Raw genomic sequence first — 23,891 nt, forward strand, 5'->3', positions numbered from 1 at the left:
AAACCGTAGGGTGCTTACTTTTTATCAGGAAAAATCCCGAGCCGATACGCCTTCCCAATAGCTGAAGGAGCGTTTCTCACTTGTAGTTTTTCGTAGATGTGACCGACGTGGGTATCGAGCGTGGAATAGCCGATTTCAAGTGTATGCGCTATTTCTTTTTTGACGAAGCCTTCGCCAAGTAGTTTCAGGATTTCTAACTCTCGGTGCGAAAGTTCAATTTCTACATTTTGTTTTGGCAGGTGCTGTTGAAGGTTCTCCAGAACAAATCTCGCAACATTCGTATCCAGAGATGCTCCGCCTGTCATGACGGTCCTGATACCTTGGAGAATCTCGCTAACAGTAGCCGATTTACGCAAATAACCCCAAGCCCCCAAAGTTATGGATCGGAGTAAATCACTTTCACTATCGGACTGTGTAAGTATGATGATTCTTGATTGTGGGCTGTATTCTTTGAAATAGGGAAGGGCATCAAGGCCACTCATGCCTGGGAGGCTTAGGTCCAACAATAGATCTGTCTTATCAATATTTCTAAGACAGGGAACCATACCCTGAAAGTTCAGTTAGACGATGGGTACGTTGGCGGTTGGATCCGGTTATCGAAAATACGCCTTACACCTGCGCGCTAAAGAAAGTCGGTTTATTTGCTTCCTGCATTCAGGGAAATGTAATCCAATCAAAACTAGCTATTAAACACTTCTATCTATGAGTAAATCGACCTACGCTAAGCTTCTTTGGTCATGCTTCTTATTACTATTGCCTCTAGGGGTTCGTGCTGAGAATCAGCCCAATATCTTGTTCATCTTTGCCGACGATTGGGGATGGGGAGATCTCAGTTGCCATAGACACCCTTACGTAAAAACGCCCAATATCGATCGCTTGGCAAAGGAAGGAACCGAGTTTTATCGATTTACGGTCGCCAGCGGCGTGTGTTCTCCGAGCCGAACCGCGGTTATGACCGGGCATTTCCCCGGGCGCTATAATATAGACGGTCATTTCGCCTGGGTGCCGAGCAACGCCAAGCGGAACATGCCCGATTGGTTGGATGTAGGAGCACCTAGTTTGCCACGCTTTCTTCAAAAAGCAGGTTATGCTACCGCGCACTATGGGAAGTGGCACTTGGCGAATGATATGATTCCTGATTCACCTGAGGCAGGAGTGTATGGGTATGACGAATACGGTACTTTTAATAGTTCGGGTGAGCAGATGCCGGTGCATGAGGATTCGATGCATGCCAATGCGTTTATCAACCAGGCGGTTGCTGCTGGGAAACCATTCTTCATCAATCTGTGGCTTCACGAGCCTCATACGCCATTTCATACCGTGCCCAAGTACGAGTGGCGTTTCAGACACCTTGAAAATAGAGAAGATCAAATCTACGCTTCTGTGTTATCCCACGCGGATGACCGCATTGGAGAAGTGCTGGATAATTTGGACCGCTTGGGTGTTACCGATGATACCCTCGTGATTTTCAGTTCCGACAATGGACCGGCGCGAGCGTCAGGACCGACCGAGCTAGGATTGAACTACGATACCGCCACCGGTGCTGGTTGGGGGATTGCCGCCGCCAAAGGAATTACCGCTGGTCGAAAAGGCTATAAAGCGTCCCTTTATCAAGGGGGTATCAACGTGCCATTCATTGCGCGCTGGCCTGGAAAGATTGAAGCCGGAGAGATCGACGATAGCTCCTTGATCTCGGCCGTGGATCTTCTTCCCACATTTTGCGAAATCGCCGGAGCCAAGCTACCTGTCGGATATGAGTCGGATGGCATCAGTCAGGTCAGTGTCTTAAAGGGGAAAGCTACTTCGACACGCGAGAAGCCACTCTATTGGAAATATGAGTCTCCCTGGCCTGCCAGGGACAGTAAGCCCGAGCACTGGGTTTCTTATGCGATGATGGATCAGCAGTGGAAGCTGGTGACTAATCAGGATGGCAGCTATCTAGAGCTTTACGATATTGCCTCTGATCCCTTTGAGAAAAGGGATCTGAAGCACTCCCAAAACAGTGTTGTGCGTGAGCTCAAAGGGAAGCTGAATGCTTGGAAAGAGAGTCTTCCAGCTGGACCAACGGGAGACGTATTCTCTGCTGAGCGAAAAGAGCTATAAGTCCCAGTACAGAGTGAATTTACATAGGCCCTGAGACTATCTCAGAGCCTATCCCGTATTTACGGGATGGGCGTAATCCGAGAATTTGATATTTTAGGGATACAGTCCCCAGTCTCATATACCTCCCATCTAAATATCTCCAATCAGAAATTTACTCCAGAGCTGCTGCTGACCTGCTTCCATACCCAAAAAAGATGGGTTCGCGGCGTTCTGCTTACAGCATAGTGATCCTATCAATCGTTAATTTAAGCCTCTCGACTTGCCGAAAATTCTTTGATAACCCATACAGATAATTTCTCAAATCTACCCCACCAATGAATAAGCCTACTCCATGATCTCTAAATCCCTAGCCCGCCCCTTGTTGTACATCAGTGCACTGTCACTCTTATTGACCGTTGTTTTTGCGTTCCTCGGTAATTATCCGGTCATGGGAATGATGGTTGTTCTTATGTTTGTAATGTTGGGACTTTATTTCCAGACGTCTACAACACTGAAAACCTTTACCTTCACTTGTTGGGTTTTTGCCTTTTTCTTTGGCGCCATTGTTTTTCCCAAACTGTTTATCGAGATCGGTGGATTTAAGTTAAGCATTCTGATCGTCCCACTCATTCAGGTCATTATGTTTGGGATGGGTGCGACCTTGAGCCTGGAGGATTTTGCCCGCGCCTTGAAAATGCCCAAGGCGGTCGGACTGGGAATGTTGATGCAGTTTAGCATTATGCCTATATCCGGATGGATCATTGCCACCGCGTTTGGATTCGATCCGGAAGTGGCAGCGGGGATAATTCTGATTGGGAGTTGCTCCGGTGGGGTGGCCTCAAATGTCATGGTTTACTTGTCCAAGGGTAACGTGGCCCTGTCGGTTACGATGACCGCCTGTTCCACCATCGCCGCTCCCTTTGCAACTCCGTTTGCTATGAAGCTGTTGGCCGGTAAGTTGATCGAGATCAAGGTTTGGGCCATGATGCTCTCTATCATTAATCTGATTATCCTGCCTATCGCAGCCGGGTTGATTACTCATTATCTTTTGCATTCAAAGATTAAGGGGAATATCTGGAGACCAGCCGCTTTGGTTTTGGCGGTGATTTGCTATTTTCTCGCGCAATCAATTCCTGCTGCTCAGACCCAGCTCAACAGCATGTGTGGTGCTTTCGTTCTTATGGCTATACTCCGTCAAGCATGGTTGGATAAAGGGCTGCCTCTAGTGTCCATGGGTGGCATCATCTACATTATCGCCATCATCGCGGCGGGATCCCGCTCTGAAATTCTGAGCTTAGGAATTGGCCTGTTTGCTGCGGCCCTCATTCATAATCTGATAGGCTATCTTCTAGGCTACTACGGAGCGCGTGCAGCAAGTCTGGACGAACCAGATTGCAGAACCGTAGCCTTTGAAGTGGGCATGCAAAATGGTGGTATGGGCACGGCCCTGGCCATCGATGTATTGAAAAGTACCAGCGCGGCGTTGGGGCCGGTCATTTTCGGAACCTGGATGAATATTACCGGATCTGTATTGGCTTCCTTCTGGAAAGGTAGGATTCCTGAAACTGCTGCCCAGAATCAGCCTGACGAGAACAGCAATGCTTAAAACCACTAACCCGTTTTTTCTGCCATACTGCTGCTTGCCTCCTAGACTGTTATCTTCTGCTACAATGTAATTGAGTAGACTGGGAAAATGTTGGTTGATCTCTTCCTCCCGCACGGACGAAACGTTTTTCGTCCCCTCAGATTGAGTGATGATAATTACAGTCCTGCAAAGAATCTTGAAAGGGTGTGAGCGCGTGGATTTCGAAATTCTAATTTTATTAACAGACCAATTCCCAACCCACATATCCTTTAATCTATTTCGGTTCTAAAGCCCGAAGCGAAACCTCCCCCCTCTTCCCTAAGAATTTACCATGCCTCGATGTTTAATTTTAATATTCCTTTCTCTAGTTGGAGTATTGAGTGCTTTTCAGTCCTCTTCGCAGTTAGCTGCACAAGCTAACCCGACACCTGAATCTGGTTCAGGGACTTTCTCGGTCCGCATGGTTCAAGCTTCCGCCCCTCCGGTTATCGATGGTAAGCTGGATGAGGCGGTTTGGGAAAAAGCCGCGGTGATCACCAATTTTACTCAAGTACGGCCCATCGAAAATGTAGCGCCAACGGAGAAGACGGAAGTTCGGCTGCTTCAAGACTCTGATTTCCTGTATGTGGGTATTCGTGCTTACGACTCAGAGCCGGACAAGCTAATTGCCAAGGAAATGCAGCGCGATGCCAGCCTGAGGTCTGAAGATCGGCTCAGCTTCGCCATCCCCGTCCACATCTCCTACCGCGACACCATTGCCCCAGGTCTGCTGAATGACTTGCAAGTCGGGTAATTCGACCGTGTTGAAGAACCTATCGTTAATGGGGGTCAAATCGAGGCCGTTCGTAGCGGACACGTCTGTGAAAGTGGGATTAGCGGAGGCTGCCATCATGCTAATCATTGTAAGGCACAGAGTCGCCCACACGGTCACACTCCGACGAGAGTGAGATGGACGGAAGTCTTTGATTCTAACCATCATCGAGTCCGCGCGCGATGGGCTGCTTTTTCAATCTGAACGAGACGAGAGTTAAATGAAGGGTGGGTAGAGAAGTATTCGGGAATATCCGATTCTCCTAAAGTCTTTAGTCGCTCGAATAGGCGAACGGCTCCTTTGGGATCATAACCGGCGGCCATTGCGAGTCGTATGCCGAAGTCGTCTGCCTCGTGTTCATTGTCGCGCGAGTACTGCGTTTTAAGGAATTTCAGTGTGGCCTGCTTGGCTGCAGCTCCTGCGAGTCCACCGACACGCAGCCATTTACTGATCACTTGAATAGAATGATCGGCTATCATGCGGTCAAAGGCATGCCCTTTCACAACGTGGGCCATTTCATGAGCGATAATAAAGGCGAGCTCGTCTTCATTGCGCTTACAGAAATTCACGATGGCTTCGGTTAGAAATATATATCCGCCCGGTAGCACAAAGGCGTTCACCTCGTCTGATCGCAGGACCGTGCTATTGAAGCGGTGAGGAGAATTGATCCATTTGGCCAGGCGCTTGTGAAGGACACCTGTAAATTCAATTTCGACGAGCTCACTTTGCGCAGTGACTTCATTGGCCATCTGATGGCCCAGCTTATATTCTGATGCGATGCGTTCTTCTTCGGATCCGAGTAAGGAATCATAGAGCCAACGGGACTTATTGTAAGTCTCTCCGGCTTTTCTTCCAAGTCCCTTAAAAAATGAATCCATTCATGTATCACACTACCTACGATAAGCACCGGCAATGACAAAGCTCCGTTTCGAAATCAGCGGTAGAACTCTTGATTCGGATCTAGATGACGAGCTCCGTAAACCACAGGAGGAGCGCCGACTTCGAGCGCCCCTAAATCGGGAGCTTTTCCAGTGAAGTTATCATTCACGTTAGGAATAACCACTGCGGCATCGACCGCATTCCCGTTCGAGTTGAGATTAAAGTTAAGATCCACTGCGTGATACACGCGTCCAGGCATTTCACCAAACGACGTACCTACCGGTCCTTGGATCGGTTTTTGTAGATCTTCAAAGTCATCATAATCGACAATGATACCGTGCTCTTCGAGGCCACTCGCTTTTCTCAATGCTCCTAGGGTTTTAAATTCTTCCCACTGCCCTTGAGGCGTCAGCCACTTGAATTGACCTTCCGGACTCTCTGGGCCGCGATTGGGACGGTAGCCGTTATAGTCAGCAATCGAATAGCTTGTCGTATACGGAAATCGATAAATATGGGTTGGCCCATCCGCTCCCAGAATTAAATTGTTCCGGTAGTTCGAATTCGGGTGTCCGCCACCCCCGTTGTTTTCTGCAATGAAAGTGTTATGATAAGTGGTCAGGCCTGGTACGCCTCCGTGAATCTTAAGGGCTCCTCCTTTTTGTATATTGTAGAGAACATTTCTAATATAGTAAGCAGGGCCACCGAATACGGGTTGAGCACTGATTCCGCTCTGTGCGGTGTTTACACCTCGGTTCCGCATAATGCGAATATTGTGCACACCGCCATCTGCCTCCACGAAGTCATCGACCTGGAGGTGCAGGTCATTGTTGTAGATATCAATCGAGACTGCTTTTAATTCCTGTTCCTCTTCGGGAGAGCCGTAGGTTGAAACGCCTATGGAATCGTGGAAGTAGGCGATGGAATTGTAAGCAATTACGTGACCGGATCCGTAGACTTTGATGCCATAATAGGAATCCAATAAATGAGTCCCGTAAGGAATGTGCCCCTCCCGGTGAGCCGTCCAACCATACACTCTGAAACGATCATCGCGACCAATGAGGACGTTGTCTTGAAACAGGAAGTTTTTGGAGCCGGCATATTCTGTCCGAAGGCCTTCACCAACCATCTCAAAGCGACAATTGCGAACCGTCAGATTACTGGCTCCTGCCAGATGTTTCCGACCGGCTTCGAAAACCCGATCCACATTCCGGAAAGTGAGCCCCTGGAAAATGTGATGATCCGTCGCCATGACATTAAATAGATTAAGGGCCCCCTGCCCATCGAAGATCACTTCACCATCTCCGGCTGCTTCGATTACGATGGGGCGCTCAGCAGTGCCTTTTTGGGTGAACCAATAAGTCCCATCGAAGGGGATGTTGTGCCAGTCGGGATAGTTTTTAAGAACTCCCTGGTAGAGTCCCCCGTGAATTTTTATGATATCTCCCGGCTGTACCGGATCCTCTCAGTCTTGCACCCATCGTGTCAGAAAAAGTACGTGAGCTGAATCCAGAGCAGCCACTTAACCAGTTTCGGCTGATGGAAACTTATCTTGATAACAGCACAGCGATTGATCGATTTCGTTCCATCCTGATTGGTCTCTTCGCCGTAGCTGCCCTGGTATTGGCGAGTATTGGGATTTACGGCGTTATTGCCTATTCGGTAGAGCAAAGGACTCACGAAATGGGTATACGCCTGGCACTCGGTTCGAAGCGTAGTAGTTTGATTTGGATCATCCTTCAGCAAGGCTTAAAATTGACCCTGGCAGGGGTCGCGCTGGGTTTAATTGGCAGCTGGATGCTCAGTCGAATTATTGCCAGTCAACTTTACGGTGTTACCACATCTGACCTGCCTACCTACCTTGTTGTCGCCACCATTCTTACCTGTGTGAGCTTAGTGGCCTGCATTGTGCCTGCTATGCGAGCTATGCGAGTGAGCCCGATGCAATCTCTGAGGGCTGAATGAATTCATTTCTTTGCTGGAACTTTGATGATTACTTCCGTCTAAAAGTACACCGTTAACCAAAAAAGAGGTTTCGTTTTGGTTCCAGTCTGTGTTGGCTGTTTGATATCATTTCATGAAAGTCTTAGTAACAGGAGCAACCGGTCGATTAGGGAGCAGTATCTGTCGGATACTAGTGGAGCAGGGGATTGATTTTGTAGCGGTGGATCGAGTATCGGATGATACTGTCCAATATCCCGTGCAGATCGTTGATCTTTCTCAAAACGACAGCGTGGATTATCTATTTGAGGGTGTAGATGTATTGGTGCATCTGGCTAATCACCCGAACTGGGATAGCGCTTCTCAGGAAGAGGTCTACACTGTCAATTTGAGTATGAATATGCGGATGTTTGCCGCTGCAGCGAAACAAGGGTGTCAGCGTATTATCTTTTCCAGCTCGGTTCAAGTGTTGGATGGTCAGTTGCCTACTACCGACCGAATGTCTCATCCGAATTTTCTGCCCTATCTTCCTTTGGATTCAGAGATGCCGGCGATACCGCTTAACAGCTATGGGCTTAGTAAACAGGCTGGCGAACATATGCTGGAGTACTTTTCAAAAACGGCGGGGCTCACCTGTGTGGCCATCCGTTTTCCTCTGCTCATCGATTCAGCCATGCTGGAAAGCTCTATTGAGCAAGGGGGTATGCCACGTGGAAATCCCTACGATGCCTATACCTACCTCCCCGTTTATTCGGCTGCGGAAGTGATGGTGTGTGCTGCCCAAGCCAATGTAGAAGGTTATCAATGTTACTTTGTTGCCTCAAAAGATAATCTTGAGCAGAAATCTGCCCAGGAAGTGATTGCTGAGGGCCTGCAAGATGTTCCCTGCAAGAAACCGGTCGATGAACTGGACTCCTTAGTCGATTGTTCTCGAGTTGAAGCTGAACTTGGTTGGCGACAACCGCAATCCATGAAAGAGTCCTTTGAGAAGTACCGATCTTTCAAAGCCATTAGACCTTATTAGAAAATCTGTGAAACGAACTATTTTACCTCTAGTCGCCTTAGTATCCTCAATATCGGTACAACTCATTGCTTCCTCTCGACCCAATGTGGTCATCATTCTTGCCGATGATCTGGGTATCGGGGATGTGTCAGCCTACAACGAAGCATCTGCCTGGGAAACCCCGAATATTGATAAGCTGGCTGCAGCCGGCATGTCATTTTCAGATGCGCATACGGGCGCCGCGCTTTGCACACCGACGAGATACGGAATTCTTACAGGTAGATACGCTTGGAGGACGACGCTAAAAAGTGCAGGTTACAATGGTTACTCTTCCCCGTTGATTGAGGATGAACGTTTTACCATTGCTGAGCTTTTTAAAGGGGAAGGGTATCAGACGGCCATCGTTGGCAAATGGCATGTAGGATGGAACTGGCAGCTCAAAGGCTCGCAGATGGAAACCTTTGATGACCGGACCGTTCCGGTGATTGATTTCAATAAGCCGATTAAGAACGGTCCACAGTCACAGGGATTTATTTATTCCTATGGAACCATGGCTTCCTTGTCTTCACCTCCCTTCGTTTGGGTTGAAAACAGTATGCCGACCGCCATTCCCTCGAATATCTCAGTCAATTACGATGAGAAGGCCTTTTGGAGAAAAGGTCCCAAGGCGGATAACTTTGATCACGCGGAAGTGCTGGGTGATATCACCGACCGGTCGATCGAGTATATCGGGGAACAATCAGGTTCGGACGATCCCTTCTTTCTCTATGTAGCCATGACGGCACCGCATGCCCCCATCATCCCCAAGTCAGAATGGATTGGAAAAAGTAATGTCAGCGCATACGGGGACTTTGTTATTCAAGTGGATTACGAAGTCGGAAGAATCGTCAATGCGATCACCCATAATGAACGACTCGAGAATACCTTGATCTTCTTTACCAGTGACAATGGGCAGTCACCGCGTGCGGACTTTGATGACGACGAACTCCCACTCGCTAATCACAAAGGCAGTTACATCTATAGGGGCAAAAAATTTGATATCTTTGAGGGCGGGCACCGGGTGCCCTTTATTGCTTCCTGGCCTGGTAAGATTGAGAAGGGCTCTAGCTCCGATGAAATCATATGCACGACCGACTTCATGGCCACAGCAGCGGATATGTTGGATGTGGAGTATAAGGATGACACCGCCGAAGACAGCATCAGCTTTCTACCCGTGTTAATGGGGGAGAAATACAATCAGCCTCTACGTGAAGCCACGGTTCATCATTCAAGTGACGGCCGCTTTGCCATTCGCCAAGGCGATTGGAAACTCATCCTTTGGCCTGGTTCGGGTGGTTGGGCCTTTCCGGCAACCGAGGAAGACATGAAGGGGTTGCCCGAATTCCAACTTTATAACCTTGTGAAAGACCCAGGTGAAACTACCAACCTTATTTCCAAATACCCTGAACGCGTCACAGCGATGAAAACCTTATTGGAACAATACGTGAATGAAGGCCGGAGTACTCCAGGCAAAGTTCAGAAGAATGATGGGGCTAAAACTTGGGCTGAGCTGGATTGGATGAATTGATTTACCCTCTGCGGTATTTCTCGATCGCCTCATCATCCAGAGTAACCCCAAGTCCTGGTTTGGTCGGCACCTTATAGAGGCCGTCCTTCATGGTGAAGGGTTCCGTCATCAGATCGTCCTGGATGACGTGTGTGATGCTCACGCAATGTTCAACACCTGGGAAGGCTGCTGCCTGATGAGCCTGGAAAACTTGAGCTACGCCTGTGAAAATGCTGTGTTGGACCCAGAGAGGAATCCCGGTCACTTCGGCCATGAAGGCGCGTTGCACAAAACTCTTTCCGACAGGACCGCCGACTACAAAAGCATCCAGTAGCTTTTCGCGAACGAAGGGCATCGGGTCTTTCGGCATATGCTCAGCTAACTTGAGTGGAAAACGACCTTTGAGTTGGCGAAACGGTTCAATGGTATAGCGCTCGCAGGGTGTCTCGATAGCGAAATACTGAGGAAAGCGTGTGAGTCGTTGCCCGTATTTAATCGCCCGCTCAGGGGTTACCCAAGTGCTGTTCGTATCCGCCCAGATTTTTAGGTCTTCAGGTACATTTGAAGTAACCGCTTCGGCTTGTTCCACCGGATCTTCGAAGTCCCGGGCTTTTACTTTGTGTACGCGATAGCCCAAGTCATAGCCCAGTTTTGCTTCCGAAGCCATTAAGTCGGGAGGGAAGCACTGACTCCACCAACTTTGAACGATGTGTGTTTTTGGTTCTGACGCAAATAAGCGAGACACGGGTAGGCCGGCGGCTTGACCGATCAGGTCGTAAACAGCCATCAGGATACCACCCAAGCTGTCATCCAGTAGAAACTCCCAGGGGGATCGACCGATCAATCGTTTACAAATGGCTTCCGCTTTCGGAACACTTCCGAGTGAGTCTTCCACATTGAGAAGGGCGTCACCCACACCCACTAATCCTTCATCAGTATACAGTTTTACTAGAGTTGAATCGTAGTAGTCGCGATGGATGCCTTGTTGGCGGTATACCTCCGCGAATATCTCCCTGACTCGTTCGTGCATGTGAACTCGAACGGGAATGATTTCAAATCGAGTGATACGCTGACTCGTTGCGGAAGCAGGAGTTGCGGCATAGACACGCCCCAGTGCGAGTTGGGTGGCTGCCAGTCCTCCACTAGCGGCGAGCAATCTCAATATATTACGACGTGAATACCTGCGCATAGCTTAGAAGGATGCTCCTCTGAATACTTATGTCAATGGATCTGGATATCAGCTTGGGCCGTAGGCTCTTATCTCGTAGATCCCCACTACTTCGTCTCCATTGGCTTGATCGACTTGAATGTGAATGGAGCGGACTTTGACGGGGTCAAAGCTGTGGCGGCGAAGTTTCTGGTAGTTATCCAACACTTTTGCCAACACCGTTTCTTTGCCGTTTTTGTCGACGCCGATAACCTGGTAGTCACGAATGGATTCGGGCTGTGCTCCGGAAATCATTTCGTTTTGCAACCAGATCAACGAAGTCATAGTCACATCGCGGTGGAGTCCGGTGTCGTGTGAGATTTCAATTTCGCTGATTTCTACGGTTTGCTTCCAGTCGAGCTGTAACCAGATTTTCTGATCTCCCAAAGGAGCCATCCAGCGATGCTTATATTCGTCTGGCTTATCGTAGGTTTGTCCCGAAAGGATATTCTCGGGAGACGTATTGGAAGTAGAGGCAGAAGCAGTGACCGTGGCTTTGCGTGCAAGGTCGGATTTGTCTTCGTTCTTTGCTTTGAGGATCAATGCTCCATCTCGAAGCAGTTGTTGCTGGAGCGCCTTTAAATGTTTCTTGTTTTCTCTGAGTTTTCTCGGAGACAGGTCTTTATCCTGGCATTGGTGTGCAGCGGTACCTGTGGCTTGTCCAATCACCGCGCAGGTCAGCATGACTCGAAGCGAGGAGAAGGCTACATGACTTGCACTGACGTTACGTCCCGCCATGAGGAGGTTGTCCACATTTTTTGAATACAAACTACCAAAGGGAATATTGTAGGCTTCCGGATATTTGATCTGTTGTGCTGGGATGCGATCCGTTGCATCGAATCCTTCGGCAGGGTGGTCGTCCAATGACCAGCCGCCAAATGCGACTCCATCACTGAATTGCTTCCAGTCTTCCGTAACATCTTGTTGAGTCAGAACGGTATCACCTATGAGGCGTCGAGAGTCCCGTTTGCCGGGGATCATGCCAACGGTATCGAGTGCCCAGTTTTTGGCGGAAGGAAAATTGCCGCTGTTTTTTATGTAGTCCCAAACGCCCAGTACGATGGATAGGAGCTCGAAACGTAAGCGCTCGTTGTCACGGATGGTATCATATACGCCTCCCAGTTCGATCCACCAATAACCATACTCCCAAGTGTCGGTAGGGGATTCCACACCGCGCAATTTTAAATCTTCACTTCCTATACCCCGTGCCCATGAGGGTGCCTGATAATACATCTCTTTGTCATGTTCACGTGCAGTAAACAGGATCGATGATCCTTGTGTGCTTCCCAAGGTATCGTAGTCCGCCAAGGACTCTCCGTATTCTTTGGAAGATTCTCGGCCAATTTTAAATTCCGCACCGGCTTCCATTCCAAGGCGACTGTCACCGGTGGAGTCTACGAATACCTTACTGGCAATGTGATAAAGATGTTCGGTCTTGTCGCAGCGGGCCCAAACGGAGGAGATTTTGTCTCCTTCCTTTTCAGCACGATAGACTGCGGTATCCAGGAGTAGCCTGATATTGGGTTCACGGATCACTTTGTCGTAGAGCAACAAGTCCCAAATTTCCCAACTGTACTGCTCATTGTGGTAGGCATTCTCCAAACAGATCTCTTCAATGATTCCACCTTCCCGAAATCCGAAGCGGGATCCTCGCGGATGCATTTTAACTTCGCTACTGGAATTTCCGCCTAGACGACTGCGATCCTGAATCAGGATCACTTTCGAACCCAACCGACCTGCACTGATTGCTGCACAGACTCCGGCAAGGCCTCCACCGGCAACCAGCACATCTGACTCGAGATGGACCACCCGCATATTGGGATCATTGGAGGAAATATTCGGCTTCGCATCATCGGGTGCCAACTCATCGATGCGAGGTACTACGTCTTCGCGTCGAACAAAGGGATCCTTATCCGAGGCCAGAGCCTGTGGCGCTTTGACCAACATGCTATAACCGGTAAATGCGGCTGCTCCTGTCATAAATTTTCTACGACTCCTAATCGGGATGTCCTGCGATTTTTCGTTTTGTTCGCCTATGGTATTCTGTCTGATTGAGTATGACTTTCTTCTATCGAAGCTCCAGTTGTTTTCTCTTCAAGTTCCGTCAGGTAATACAGTAAGGCTTTTTCAATCAATTAGACAGACGGTCAACGGTTGATCAGCTACAACCTAACTCGAGCTTACTTCGTCAGAAATACGTCGCTCATGGTAGCAGCGATGAGAAGGTCTTCAAATTTGTAACCAAGTTCTGGTTCTGCAGTCACGAGTTCATCCACGATTCGCTCGTCGCCGACAGATAGTTCGCGCCCCGCGCTGTACTCAAGAAATTTAGTAATCAGACAGCGCGTAAAATAATCCGGGTTTTGTAGCAGGTAGTCTTTAATGGATTGCGGTCCGTTTAGCTGGTGACCTTCGGGTGTAACGGAGGCAGCGTCGATCGGCGATGGTTCACCCAGGTAGCGTTCCCGCCAGCCACCAATGCCGTCGTAATTTTCCAGCGCCAGGCCTAAAGGGTCGATGTCGCGATGACATTTTGCGCATGTATCCAACTGTTGGTGGAGTGCGAGGGTTTCTCGAATGTTGGTCGCCTGACTCGTATCGATATCCAGGGCTGGCACATCTTTCGGTGGAGGCGGAGGTCTTTTCCCAAAGAGGTTCTCCAATACCCAGACACCGCGAAGAATGGGTGAAGATTCTACACCGTCGCCTGTGACCGTTAAAGGACCGTGTAGGCCCAGGATGCCACCCCGTATGCGAACATGAGCCGGCGTCCCCTCTGGGAGTTGAGTGAGGTCGATGCGATCAGGTTCCGGCCAAATGAGACTCTGCCTTTGGTCAGCTGCGATTCGATCCAGCGCGCGAGCACCTTCTAATCCCCAGACGGTTTGGATGGCATTGTTCGCATAGGTGAAATCGGAATCGATGAAGGTACTAATGGGGAGGTTTTTCCGGAGTATTTCTTCGAAAAACCGTTCGGTTGAACGAACGAAACCATAGCGCACATTGTCATCCCAGGTGTACCGATTATCGCAGACATTGATCGATTCAACGAGCCGATTACCCAGCCACTGTCCGGTGAAATGTTTGATGTACTGCTGAGATTTCGGATCAGAGAGTAGGCGCTTGATCTGGGTCTTTAAGATATCCGGTTGAGACAATCGCCCCTGGTTGGCCAATTGAATGAGTTCCTGATCGGGCAGGGTGCTCCAAAAGGTATAGGAGAGGCGTGAGGCGAGCGCGTGCTGGCTAAGTGGGGTAGGTTGATCCTTGGGTTCAGCTTCGCGGTAAAGAAAAGCCGGTGAGCACAATATACGACGAATGCCATAATGCCAGGCATACTCGGGTTTTCCGACCTCGCGACCGTGATCAATAACTGAAGTAATAAGTGTTTCTTTTTCATCGGTGGTTAAGGGGCGGCGATAGGCCTTTTTTGCGATTGGGATTAATAGGCGTTCCAGTTCGCGACGGTTCAAACGAGGAGGGTAGGTGCCGAAAAAGTCGTTTACCCGGGGGAGAATATCGACAGGGCCTTCGACTTTCATTTCGCGCAATTCTACGGTGGGCTCGGTTCGAGCTTTAACGGCTTTAATGTCGACATTGACAGCCCCTCTATTGACAGCGACCTCAGTGAATTCATCGACTCCCAATCGGTTGTCACAGTAAACGTGAAAAGTCTCTCCCGCTTCCATGTAGATTTGTGCGGTGATCCATTGGGGGTCGCCCGCCGGGACTTCTATTTCGCCTACTGGAGTCGCTCGATGGCGAATATAGCGCTTGGGAAGTTGTTCTTCGGTTGGGTCAAACGCATGGAAGCTTAAGCGAAAAGGTTTCCCGTCTGCTCCCGTTTCAGCCTGGGCATTGGCCAGGAGGTGGACGTGGTAGACTCCGCTTTCAGGAGCAATAAACAGCGGGTCCCAAAGGGCGCCGACCCATCCGGAATAATTCAGGCCGGTAAACATGAGATACTCGTTGTCTGGGCCAAACCAACGGCGTCCTGCATCCCCACCTATTTCACCCACCGTCATATGAGACTGGTAGCGCTTCGAACTAGGCAAAGGGACCATACGGTCAGCAATAAGGGTTGCCACTTCATGGTAGGCTTCCATTACCGCTGGAGAAAGAAATACACCTTCCGGCATGGTATCGAATTCGGCCTCTGAGCTGTCATCCGGAAAGGAGGCTGGCAAATTTATCATACGGATGCCAAAGAGATCACGCACGGTATTGAGATATTCGTTTCGATTGAGGCGACGTAAGGGTGTGCCTCCTACGGGCGCTTGTTGATCTGCCTCCTCCATGGCCGCTTCCAGCTGCGCAAGAAATGCTGCAAGCGTTTCTTTGTTGGGATGTTTCTTAGCCTCCTCTTCTGGCATGTCTCCCAATTCAACATACTCGTAGACGAGGTCCCATTGTTCCCGGCTATCTTTGTCAGTCAGATCCCAGTGGAGATTATCTATGCGGAAGTCACCCTTTTCTTTGGCGGCATCGTGGCATTCGAAACAATAAGTTTTGGTGAAGTTCGAGATGGGTTGGGGTGCCTCACCTACTAAGGGGAGGCATGTAAATGCTAAGGGTATGGAAAATCTAAATACAGTCATCTTATTGTTCTGAGCGGCATTGCGGGGACGCAATGGCCCTACCATTAAATGGTGGTGTTTGAGGGAAGGTGGTAATCGCTCGCTGTAGCGGTTCGATGCGCCCGCGACGTATAAGCACCTTCCTCACGGAGTTGAGATGTTGAGGATGACGACTGATAAGCGAAGGCGCGCACTTTTGTGCGTAAGTGAGCTGGGAAGGAGGAACACTCGGCATGTCAGCCCGAGAATCCGTGCAAAGCATAGATCCAAAATGATCCATTTGTAATTTAGTCATGCACAATCCCCTGTGGTTTAATTTCCCTTTGCGCGGATTCGGTGAGGAATGATGATTATAGGAACGCTGCGTTCAGGTTGGACTGACTCGTCGCAAATCGGTCGGATTCAAATCCCATCTTCTGTAACACCGTAACGTAAAGATCGCAGGCCATTTCGTTTTTATTCACCTGATCATCTCCACAGGAAAGGTGTCTTTGGTGTTTATAACCTCCTCCAGCGATCATGAGTGGGAAGTCTACTCGTCTATGTTTGGAGGCGTCGGCCATGGCACTGCCAATCAATAAGGTGGTATTGTCGAGCATACTGCCTCCATCGACATCGGTGGTTTCCTTGAGCGCCTTCATGAACCTCGCTGCACCGTTCATGTGGGCGGTTTCGATCGCAACGAGATCATCCACCTTGTTTTGTTTGTTTCCATGGTGAGAAATATTGTGGTAGCCATTGGCCATCAGATTCCCGTTCAGCATGAGTGCCCCATCAGCGAGAGGAATGGTGAGCGAGAAGACCCGACAGGCGTCATTCTTGATCGCTAAGGCCATGAGGTCCCACATGAGATCCTCATTTTGAATCATCATGGAGTGAGCTACATTCTCGTCGGCTGGAAGTGAGAATTTGGGATCGGGTGTGGCGTAAGGTTTGTCCAGCCAATCACGACGGCGGGCTAGTTTCTTTTCCACGTCGCGCACCGAACTAAAGTACTCATCGAGTTTTGCCTGGTCCTCGTGATTGATGCGAGAATTCAGTCGTTTCGCGTCTCCAGTGACCTCGTCGAGCAGGCTGCGACCCGATTCGAGGAGGTATTGTTGGCGTTCCATGCTGGCGGCATCGCCTCCGAAGACTTTTGAAAACAATACACTCGGTCGAATAATAGGTGGTAAGGGGATACCGTTCTGATTGAGTGACATGGGAGCGTTAAACCGCTGCTCACCTGCACAGAGCTGTATGGATTCATAACGAGTATCTGCTCCCAATTCGGGTGCCACGTATTGATCCAGTGAAACGCTCCGGAGGACCTGTCCGGTAAAAAGAGTATAGACCAGGGCGTGTCCGTTCCCAGTCGGACCTTTATGATCGAGTCCAGAAATGGTGGTGAGCTGATCTCCAACTCCCAAATCGTCGAATGGTTTCAGCAAACGGCCATCATCGCCGTTGGCAAAAAAAGCAGGTTTATACCATCCCAGCTGTGTGCCTACGCAAACCAATCGCTTGGGCGATTGAGTCTTGGGAGCACCCATAGAAAGGGAAGGGAGTACAGGTAAGGCAATGGCTCCGGCTACTGCCTGAGAAGCAAAACGGAGAAAACTGCGACGATCATGTTGGGTAGAACGCATAGAGATTGGAAGGTTTGAAGGGATTTTGTCCTCGCACCCCATGGTTTGTCGAGATCGGATATTCGGGGCGTTAATCGACTGATTTTATGCGGCCAAATAGTGTTTTCAGATTCTCAGGGTGCTTGTAGTCCAGAACCTGCATTCCATCGGTCGTGGGAGTTAGCGAGTTTATCGAACTCCAGCTTTCTGGAGTCAGCAGCTCACTCACCTCCAGTTCGTAGTTTTGTCCAGCAATCCCATCGAAGGAAATTTCCAAATATCCACTGTTTGCCTGAGTAACGGTGGAGCGGAAGAATGACCTTGAATCTGTAGGATCGGTGCCAAGGCTAAATTCTTTGAGGTCCGAATCAGGATCACCATCATAGTTAGCGTTATTTTCACCTGTGGTCGTCAAGTCTCCAAAATAGGACCGCTCCCATGTGTCCGGCAGTTGATCATCATCCGAGTCGGAAATATTGAAGATGGCATCACAGAAGGTGCTCCCGTCTTGGGATGATACAGCCATACCGATATGGATTTCTTCGTCCATGTCTATGCTCTCGCTCGCGAGTTGTATCCAGTTTTCCCCGTCACTTGAATAATGCCCGGATATGGTATTACCCAAACGCTCGACCTTGAGCCAGTAGGGTGTTTGAAAAGCGATTGGATCCTTCGTCTCAGTCTCACCATTAGCTGAGGAGCGGTGTTGAAACTGAAGCTGTCCATTGCTGGTCAATAATAGTGACGCCGATTTTGATCCCGCATCCAATGATTCTCGTATCATCAGACCCGCCTTGGAGTTGTCTCGATGGAGTATGCCATCTATGCGCGTGACGAGTGATCCGTCTCCGGAAAGGGGTTTGAAAGCATAGTGAAAGCTATCACTGGTTCCACCGATTCCCGTGCCTGATCCACAGACGGTAAAGTTACTTTGCGACTGAATAGTCTTTCCGATTGCGGTTGGGTTGCCAATGTCCTGACTTTGCCAAATGGGATGCAGGGCTCCCGATGTGTAGGCTGGGGTGGAGACTTGGTCCCTATAGATTTCACCGGTTGAAGTTAGTTGCCCTTCACTGAAAAAATCCCCCGTCCCGCTGAATGGCTGAAACCACGCATACCGTTCCACGTAACCCAAAGATTCCAGATAGGGGAGCGCCAACTTCATGAATTCATCTTGAACGTTCGTTACGCGATTGGGATTTGCGTTAAACTCCGTAATCCAAAGTGGCCTACTATACAGGTGATACGCATTGCTCAGGTATCGTTTGAAACGCTCGAAGACGGCAGTGGCGGGAGCGTTTGGACTTCCTGCAGGACTGCTTCCCCAGTCGTACCAGTGCAGCGCTACAAAATCGATCCGAATGTCAACTGCCTCCGACTGATCGATGAATCGGGATAACCAGCTAGTTGAATTTCTCGCTCCTTCCTCCCGCGTAGCTGGAGATCCCAAGCGAAGTCCTGCTTTCTGCAAGTTCTCATAAAAACCGACCGCGGTCGCGACATCGCATAAGTTGCTGTATTGTCCGCTTTGATCGTTACAGTTGTCGGATTCGTTGAAGCCAAGTAATTGGCTGACCTGATCCATGGCCAGATAGTTGGGGATGGTTTCGTCGCTCGCTCCTCCTGCTCCCCAGGACATGGGCACATATTCTCTGCTCTCTAATGCCTGACCGGCTTCCACATTAAATCCCCACCGGTAATACCAAGATGCATTTACGCTGGGGTTATCGCTCAAATCTCCACCAGTCCCTTTTTTCAAAGTAGGTCTCCAAGGCACGACCCTGAGGAATGAAATCGCATTTTCCAATTCAGGAGGAAGTGTTTCAATTACCAGATCAGCGCCATCCGCTATGTATGTTTTTCCTGGCCCCAATCCGGTTGCTTCATCTGCAACGATGAGCATGTGGTTAGCCGCTAATCGAAAGGAAGAGATGGTGTTATCCAATCCATCTGGAATCTCTGAACCACTGTAGATTGAGAACGTATTGGAAATGATGGTTTCGCTCCCCTGTAGTTCAGCTTGGTCGTAGACGGACAAGGGTGAAGCCATAATCAAACTGGGAAACGCGAGCAAGAATAGTAAAGGTCGTCTGATCATAGTCATAGCATATTTGTTCACAGCTATGCGTAATTAACCAGAAAAATCAGAATAACTTCCACAGTCGGCTATCCAAAAGGAATCTACCGCATTGAATAAGTCCCTGGTAAAGATTCTCTTTCTAAGGCAATAATGCTTCTATCAATCTCCGCGGTTCTCGAGCGGCAGCAGTTCAATCAGCTGATTGGGACGACCGGAACGTTTCTTGATTGTAAATGCGTCGTAGAGTTGGCCCGTTGCCGTGTAGGCTTTGTAATGCAGCTTGCTGGTCTCTACATCGATGACCTGGTAAAGTTGAGTATCCTGAGCCAGGCGTACGGCGTAGTCGCCTTTAGTGATGGGATACATCTTGGGGCCACTGACGGATACTACAAAAACCGTTCCGATATCGGGATCGTAAGCCTGTTGATATCCCTCTGGTACATTAACCAGTTCTAGCCCTTCTGGCAATGCACCCGTTCTTGAGTAAGAGTGATCGTGCCCGTTAAGTACCAGGTCGACTTTGAACTCGTCGATGATGGGTTTCCAGAGCCCTCGTAATTCCTTGTTGTCACGGTCTCGAGCTGGCGAGAACATTGGGTGGTGAAAGGTGAGGATGGTCCAACGATTGGGGTTGTTGGTTAAAACATTTCGCAACCAGGGAATCTGCTCTTCTTGTTTTCGGTTTGAGTCGAGAGCAACAATACGGACGTCCTGGTAGTCGATGTAGTAACAGGTTTCTTCTAATTCCTCTGGAGCATTTTGGAGAGGGAACGCAAACTGGGGACGCCAGTGAGTGCTTACACGGGGCTCACCTTCATTGCGAAGACGATCGTCCAGTGGATCTCCGTCGATTTTGCTGCCCAGGATATTTTGCGGAGTGTAGCCGGTTAAGTCTGTGAATCCTTGATCGACTTCGAGGATTTGATCCTTGTTGTTAAAGCTAACCATCGCCGTTTTTCCTCCTTCTGTTTTGGCTGTAGCCCGGTAAAGCAAGTCCTTCTCCAGTTCCTCTAAGCTGATGTCTACTGCAATGGTTCGTCCATCTTTGGCTGTCCAATAACGCTCATTGTTGGGGCTTCGATTGTGTTTGTAATATTCGTGGTTACCCGGAACTGCGATCACGGGGACGGTTCCATTGACCCAGGCAGGAGCTCCATGCCAGTCACCCCACTCGGAATCTTTTTCATCGAGATTGATGAGATCACCTGCATGCAACGAAAAAGCAGCTCTTGGAGCATCGCGGAAGGCTTCACGGAAGACACGCGACCAGTGCGTTTTTACTTCATTCTGGGCGTCTCCGAAATAAATGAAGGTAAAGGGCTCGGGGGCTGTGCTTGCAGTTTTGAAATGAAAATACTCACTCCAGTTTAGCCCGTCACCCACTCGGTAGGTATAAAGGGTATCAGGATCGAGCTCTGTGAATTCAACCGTGTGGTAGTTTGCCTCATTGATATCACTTTTGAAGGTGGTGGTTACTGCATCCCAGCGATCGGGTTTCAAGGCTCTTCCATTACTGTTGGCGATGACCAGCTCGGCAATCCCGTGTTTTACGGAGCTATCTGTTCGCCAGGTAACCGCCTGGGTGGTTGCGGGATCACCGTTCCAAGTCAGCACCACGCGTTCGGGAATCGGAGTAGGCGCGTATGCCTTTAAATCGGAGTAACGAGTCGGTTTCCAGTCGTGGCTGTGCGCCGAAACCAGCTTAGCCGATACTAACAGTATACAAAGTGAGAATAGATATTTCATAGGGTATGGTAAACGATAAGAATCCGAAATGGAGCCCGACTTGTCGATGGGATTTCTGTCATTCTGAAACGATATTTTGGGAACCGTTACAATATTACGGGAAATCTTATGAGACTTGCGAGATGCTGAATCGCATTCCAAGCTAGCTCCAACAATGGTTCCCCGAATTTGTAAACTACCCTGCTTGATTATTTGTTCAGCTATCTTGGCGCACTTGGGTGTAGCCCAGAACAATGAGGAAGATTCACCCTACCTGGATTGGGTTGAACCCAACTTCCCGTTCTTTTCTTCCGTATTGGATGCCTCGAGTAGTAAGCCTGGGTTTTCAGAAAGAAATATTACACCGCGTGGGCTCATATTGAATCTAGGGAATGATCATTGGGTCTGTTTCGATACGGATCTCCTTCGTGTAGCTGCCATTTGGCAGGGAGATGGCGTGACACCCGATGCACTCGCTACTAAGTCCTATCATCCTTGGGGAGGAAAGACTCCGGGTGGTCAAGTTCCATTGCCGCGGCCAGTTGGCGACCTTTGGGTGGCCAATGGCATCTATCCGGGCTGGCAGGAGGGAAACAGCATCGGATTGGATGATCCACGAGAGCGAGCCCCTTCACCAGAAGAAGTTGGGCGAGGGCCCTTGTCGGAAAAGGAAGGCCGTTTCAAAGCGGTGAGATTGGTCGATGAAACTGTCGTGTTGGAATACTCAGTCTCAGGTGCTCAGGTACTTGAACTTTTTGCTGTAACCAAGCAGGGTGATCATTGGGTCGTGGAGCGGCATGTTGAAGTTGGCCCTACTCAGAATAGACTGTCACTTTTGCTTGGGTTGAAAGGTCAGGCCGGAGTAACGCTTACATCTTCTGGTAATAAGGGAGTGGCCCGACTTCGGGAACAAAAGTCTGTCTGGGTGGCCCGTGTTCCGGCTCATGATAAGACGATTCAGTTCTGTGTTACCTACACGGAAACAGGACCAGCACCTCAGATGACCCCCAAGGTCATCCCGGGTGGTATATCCCAGCGACGTTGGCCGGAGTCAGTTGTTACCCAAGCCCATTTGTCGACAGAGTCAGCTTCCTATGTGGTTGATAACATTCCGATACCTCTGGAAAACCCCTGGCGTCGAAACATTCGTCCGGGAGACGTTCAATTTCTCAGCGATGGAACGGGAGTGCTCCCATCTATAGATGGTGATATCTGGTTGGCTCATGGCCTCCAAGATTCTTTGAATAAGATCCGGTGGACGCGTTTTGCCTCTGGCTTGCATGAACCGATGAGTGTGGTGATTCGGAATGACGAGATTTATGCCTTTGATAAAAATGGGATTTGGCGACTGGAAGATACGAATTGCGACGGAGAAGCTGACGTGCACGAGCTGTTTTCGAACGCCTTTGCTCAGACAGGCGACATGCGGGAATTCCCAAGCACGATCCGACTGGCACCAGAAGGTGCATTTATCATCGCCAAAGGCGGGCAACAGAAAGCGACTTTAGGAAAACACAACGGCAGCGTCCTGCGTATTTCCGCTGATGGAAGTCGGTCCGAGGTGTTGGGTTATGGATTTCGTCAGCCAAGTATTGGTGTTAACATTCGAACCGGACTGGTTACTTCAAGTGATCAGGAGGGCCAATATATTCCGAGCACGCCGTTGCACATTGTTCGCGACAAACAATTCTATGGTTATTTGTCAGAAGGATTACATGAACGTGAAAAATACCCGGCGCCTATTGCTGAGCCGCTTACCTGGATTCCCCATGCAGTAAATGCATCGGCCATTTCACAGATCTGGTTGTTTGGAGCTCAGATGGGGGCTTTAAATGATGCATTTGTGCACATCGGGTTTAATCGTCCTGAACTCTTTAAGGTGCTGTTAAACAATCGGGGCACAAAGCCGCAAGCGTCGGTTATGAGTATAACCACCGGTTTCGATTTTCCCCCACTAAACGGTTCGGTGAATCCAGTGGATGGTCAGCTCTATATCGCTGGCTACCAGATCAACGGGTGGGGCAATGCACTTAACAAACTATCTGGTCTCGGACGGGTGCGTTACACAGGTACAACCGTAACACTACCAAGTGAAATTGCTCCCATGGACAAGGGCGTGCTTTTGCGATTCGATGTCACTCTCGACCCTGAGCAAGCAGACGATCCTGACAGTTACTCGCTGGCGAGCTGGAGTTATGTTCGCACACACAGGTATGGATCAGCTCAATACAGAGCCGATGGTGAATATGGTATTGATTGGCTCACACCGAGTAGTGCTTATCTTTCCCGCGATAAGCGCAGTGTTTTTATCGCTGTGCCAGAAATGAAGCCAGTGATGCAGTTACGAATGGGATGGTCGCTCAAAACGGTAAATGGAATAGCATTTGAGGACAACGCGTACACAACACCTTATTCATTGCCGGCATTTGACCCTGTGGCTGAGGGCTTCGAAAGTCTTTCGGTCGATTTGACTCCTCGCGCTGCAGCCAAACGGGAAACGGGCCCGGTGTCGGTTGAAGAAGGACGTCGACTCCATTCGTTAATGGGCTGCGCTGCCTGTCATTCAGCTTCGACCGAAGACATGGCCAAAGTTGGACCTGGCTGGGGAGACCTCTACGGAAGTGAACGGGAAGTCGTCATTAACGAAGATCGAACTACCGTCATGGCCGACGATGCTTACCTTCGCGAATCCATCCTCGAACCGGCCGCTAAAGTTGTTCGTGCTTTTGATAAAAGCGAATATGCCATGCCGAGTTACGCAGGTGTGTTGACCGACTCACAAGTGGAGTCATTGGTGCTTTTTATTAAGGCGATCAAAGAAGGAGAGCATTGAAAAACTTGAGATGAGATC

General features: G+C 49.4%; 16 protein-coding genes. 7 read left to right on the forward strand and 9 right to left on the reverse strand.

The genetic code is table 11. The features are described 5' to 3' along the window. Positions 1-14: 14 nt before the first annotated feature. On the reverse strand, positions 15-545 hold the full coding sequence (locus tag GA003_04575; GenBank protein ID QXD29256.1) for a response regulator transcription factor: 531 nt from the start codon (positions 543-545) through the stop codon (positions 15-17). Positions 546-702: 157 nt separating this feature from the next. On the opposite strand from GA003_04575, the gene GA003_04580 reads away from it, so the two are divergent. The 3 genes from GA003_04580 (at position 703) to GA003_04590 (ending at position 4,460) form a co-directional block, all read left to right on the forward strand. Next, positions 703-2,103: a sulfatase-like hydrolase/transferase gene (locus GA003_04580; protein QXD29257.1), complete on the forward strand. Its 1,401-nt coding sequence runs from the start codon at positions 703-705 to the stop codon at positions 2,101-2,103. Positions 2,104-2,434: 331 nt separating this feature from the next. Continuing rightward, the gene (locus GA003_04585) at positions 2,435-3,688 is read left to right on the forward strand and encodes a bile acid:sodium symporter family protein (protein ID QXD29258.1); all 1,254 of its coding nucleotides are present in this window, start codon (positions 2,435-2,437) and stop codon (positions 3,686-3,688) included. A 439-nt stretch (positions 3,689-4,127) separates the two neighbouring features. After that, complete coding sequence (locus tag GA003_04590) at positions 4,128-4,460, forward strand: hypothetical protein (GenBank protein ID QXD29259.1); 333 nt, start codon at positions 4,128-4,130, stop codon at positions 4,458-4,460. A gap of 182 nt (positions 4,461-4,642) precedes the next feature. Here the strand turns inward: GA003_04590 and GA003_04595 are convergent, their stop codons facing one another. Beyond that, the gene (locus GA003_04595) at positions 4,643-5,356 is read right to left on the reverse strand and encodes a M48 family metallopeptidase (protein QXD29260.1); all 714 of its coding nucleotides are present in this window, start codon (positions 5,354-5,356) and stop codon (positions 4,643-4,645) included. A gap of 56 nt (positions 5,357-5,412) precedes the next feature. Continuing rightward, positions 5,413-6,606 carry a hypothetical protein gene (locus tag GA003_04600; GenBank protein QXD29261.1) on the reverse strand — a complete coding sequence of 398 codons (1,194 nt, stop codon included), beginning with the start codon at positions 6,604-6,606 and terminating at the stop codon, positions 5,413-5,415. Positions 6,607-6,836: 230 nt separating this feature from the next. On the opposite strand from GA003_04600, the gene GA003_04605 reads away from it, so the two are divergent. From GA003_04605 to GA003_04615, 3 genes are all read left to right on the forward strand, one after another. Further along, complete coding sequence (locus GA003_04605; GenBank protein ID QXD29262.1) at positions 6,837-7,319, forward strand: FtsX-like permease family protein; 483 nt, start codon at positions 6,837-6,839, stop codon at positions 7,317-7,319. A gap of 112 nt (positions 7,320-7,431) precedes the next feature. Beyond that, the gene (locus tag GA003_04610) at positions 7,432-8,319 is read left to right on the forward strand and encodes an NAD(P)-dependent oxidoreductase (protein QXD29263.1); all 888 of its coding nucleotides are present in this window, start codon (positions 7,432-7,434) and stop codon (positions 8,317-8,319) included. A 19-nt stretch (positions 8,320-8,338) separates the two neighbouring features. Further along, positions 8,339-9,865: an arylsulfatase gene (locus tag GA003_04615; protein QXD30340.1), complete on the forward strand. Its 1,527-nt coding sequence runs from the start codon at positions 8,339-8,341 to the stop codon at positions 9,863-9,865. Between the two features lies 1 nt (position 9,866). Here the strand turns inward: GA003_04615 and GA003_04620 are convergent, their stop codons facing one another. The 6 genes from GA003_04620 to GA003_04645 form a co-directional block, all read right to left on the reverse strand. Then, positions 9,867-11,033, reverse strand: a complete 1,167-nt coding sequence (locus GA003_04620; protein ID QXD29264.1) for a mandelate racemase/muconate lactonizing enzyme family protein — start codon at positions 11,031-11,033, stop codon at positions 9,867-9,869. Between the two features lie 48 nt (positions 11,034-11,081). After that, positions 11,082-13,031 carry an FAD-dependent oxidoreductase gene (locus tag GA003_04625; protein QXD29265.1) on the reverse strand — a complete coding sequence of 650 codons (1,950 nt, stop codon included), beginning with the start codon at positions 13,029-13,031 and terminating at the stop codon, positions 11,082-11,084. Positions 13,032-13,231: 200 nt separating this feature from the next. Then, positions 13,232-15,649: a DUF1592 domain-containing protein gene (locus tag GA003_04630; protein QXD29266.1), complete on the reverse strand. Its 2,418-nt coding sequence runs from the start codon at positions 15,647-15,649 to the stop codon at positions 13,232-13,234. 329 nt (positions 15,650-15,978) lie between these two features. Further along, positions 15,979-17,256, reverse strand: coding sequence for a DUF1552 domain-containing protein (locus GA003_04635; protein QXD29267.1), 1,278 nt, complete (start codon positions 17,254-17,256; stop codon positions 15,979-15,981). A 70-nt stretch (positions 17,257-17,326) separates the two neighbouring features. Further along, positions 17,327-19,333 (reverse strand): hypothetical protein, encoded by a 2,007-nt coding sequence (locus GA003_04640; protein ID QXD29268.1) that lies wholly within the window; start codon positions 19,331-19,333, stop codon positions 17,327-17,329. Between the two features lie 141 nt (positions 19,334-19,474). After that, positions 19,475-21,061: a fibronectin type III domain-containing protein gene (locus GA003_04645; protein ID QXD29269.1), complete on the reverse strand. Its 1,587-nt coding sequence runs from the start codon at positions 21,059-21,061 to the stop codon at positions 19,475-19,477. Between the two features lie 214 nt (positions 21,062-21,275). On the opposite strand from GA003_04645, the gene GA003_04650 reads away from it, so the two are divergent. After that, on the forward strand, positions 21,276-23,873 hold the full coding sequence (locus tag GA003_04650; protein ID QXD30341.1) for a hypothetical protein: 2,598 nt from the start codon (positions 21,276-21,278) through the stop codon (positions 23,871-23,873). The last annotated feature ends 18 nt before the right edge of the window (positions 23,874-23,891 follow it).

The organism is Opitutia bacterium ISCC 52 (assembly GCA_014529675.2).
GTDB lineage: Bacteria > Verrucomicrobiota > Verrucomicrobiia > Opitutales > UBA2995 > UBA2995.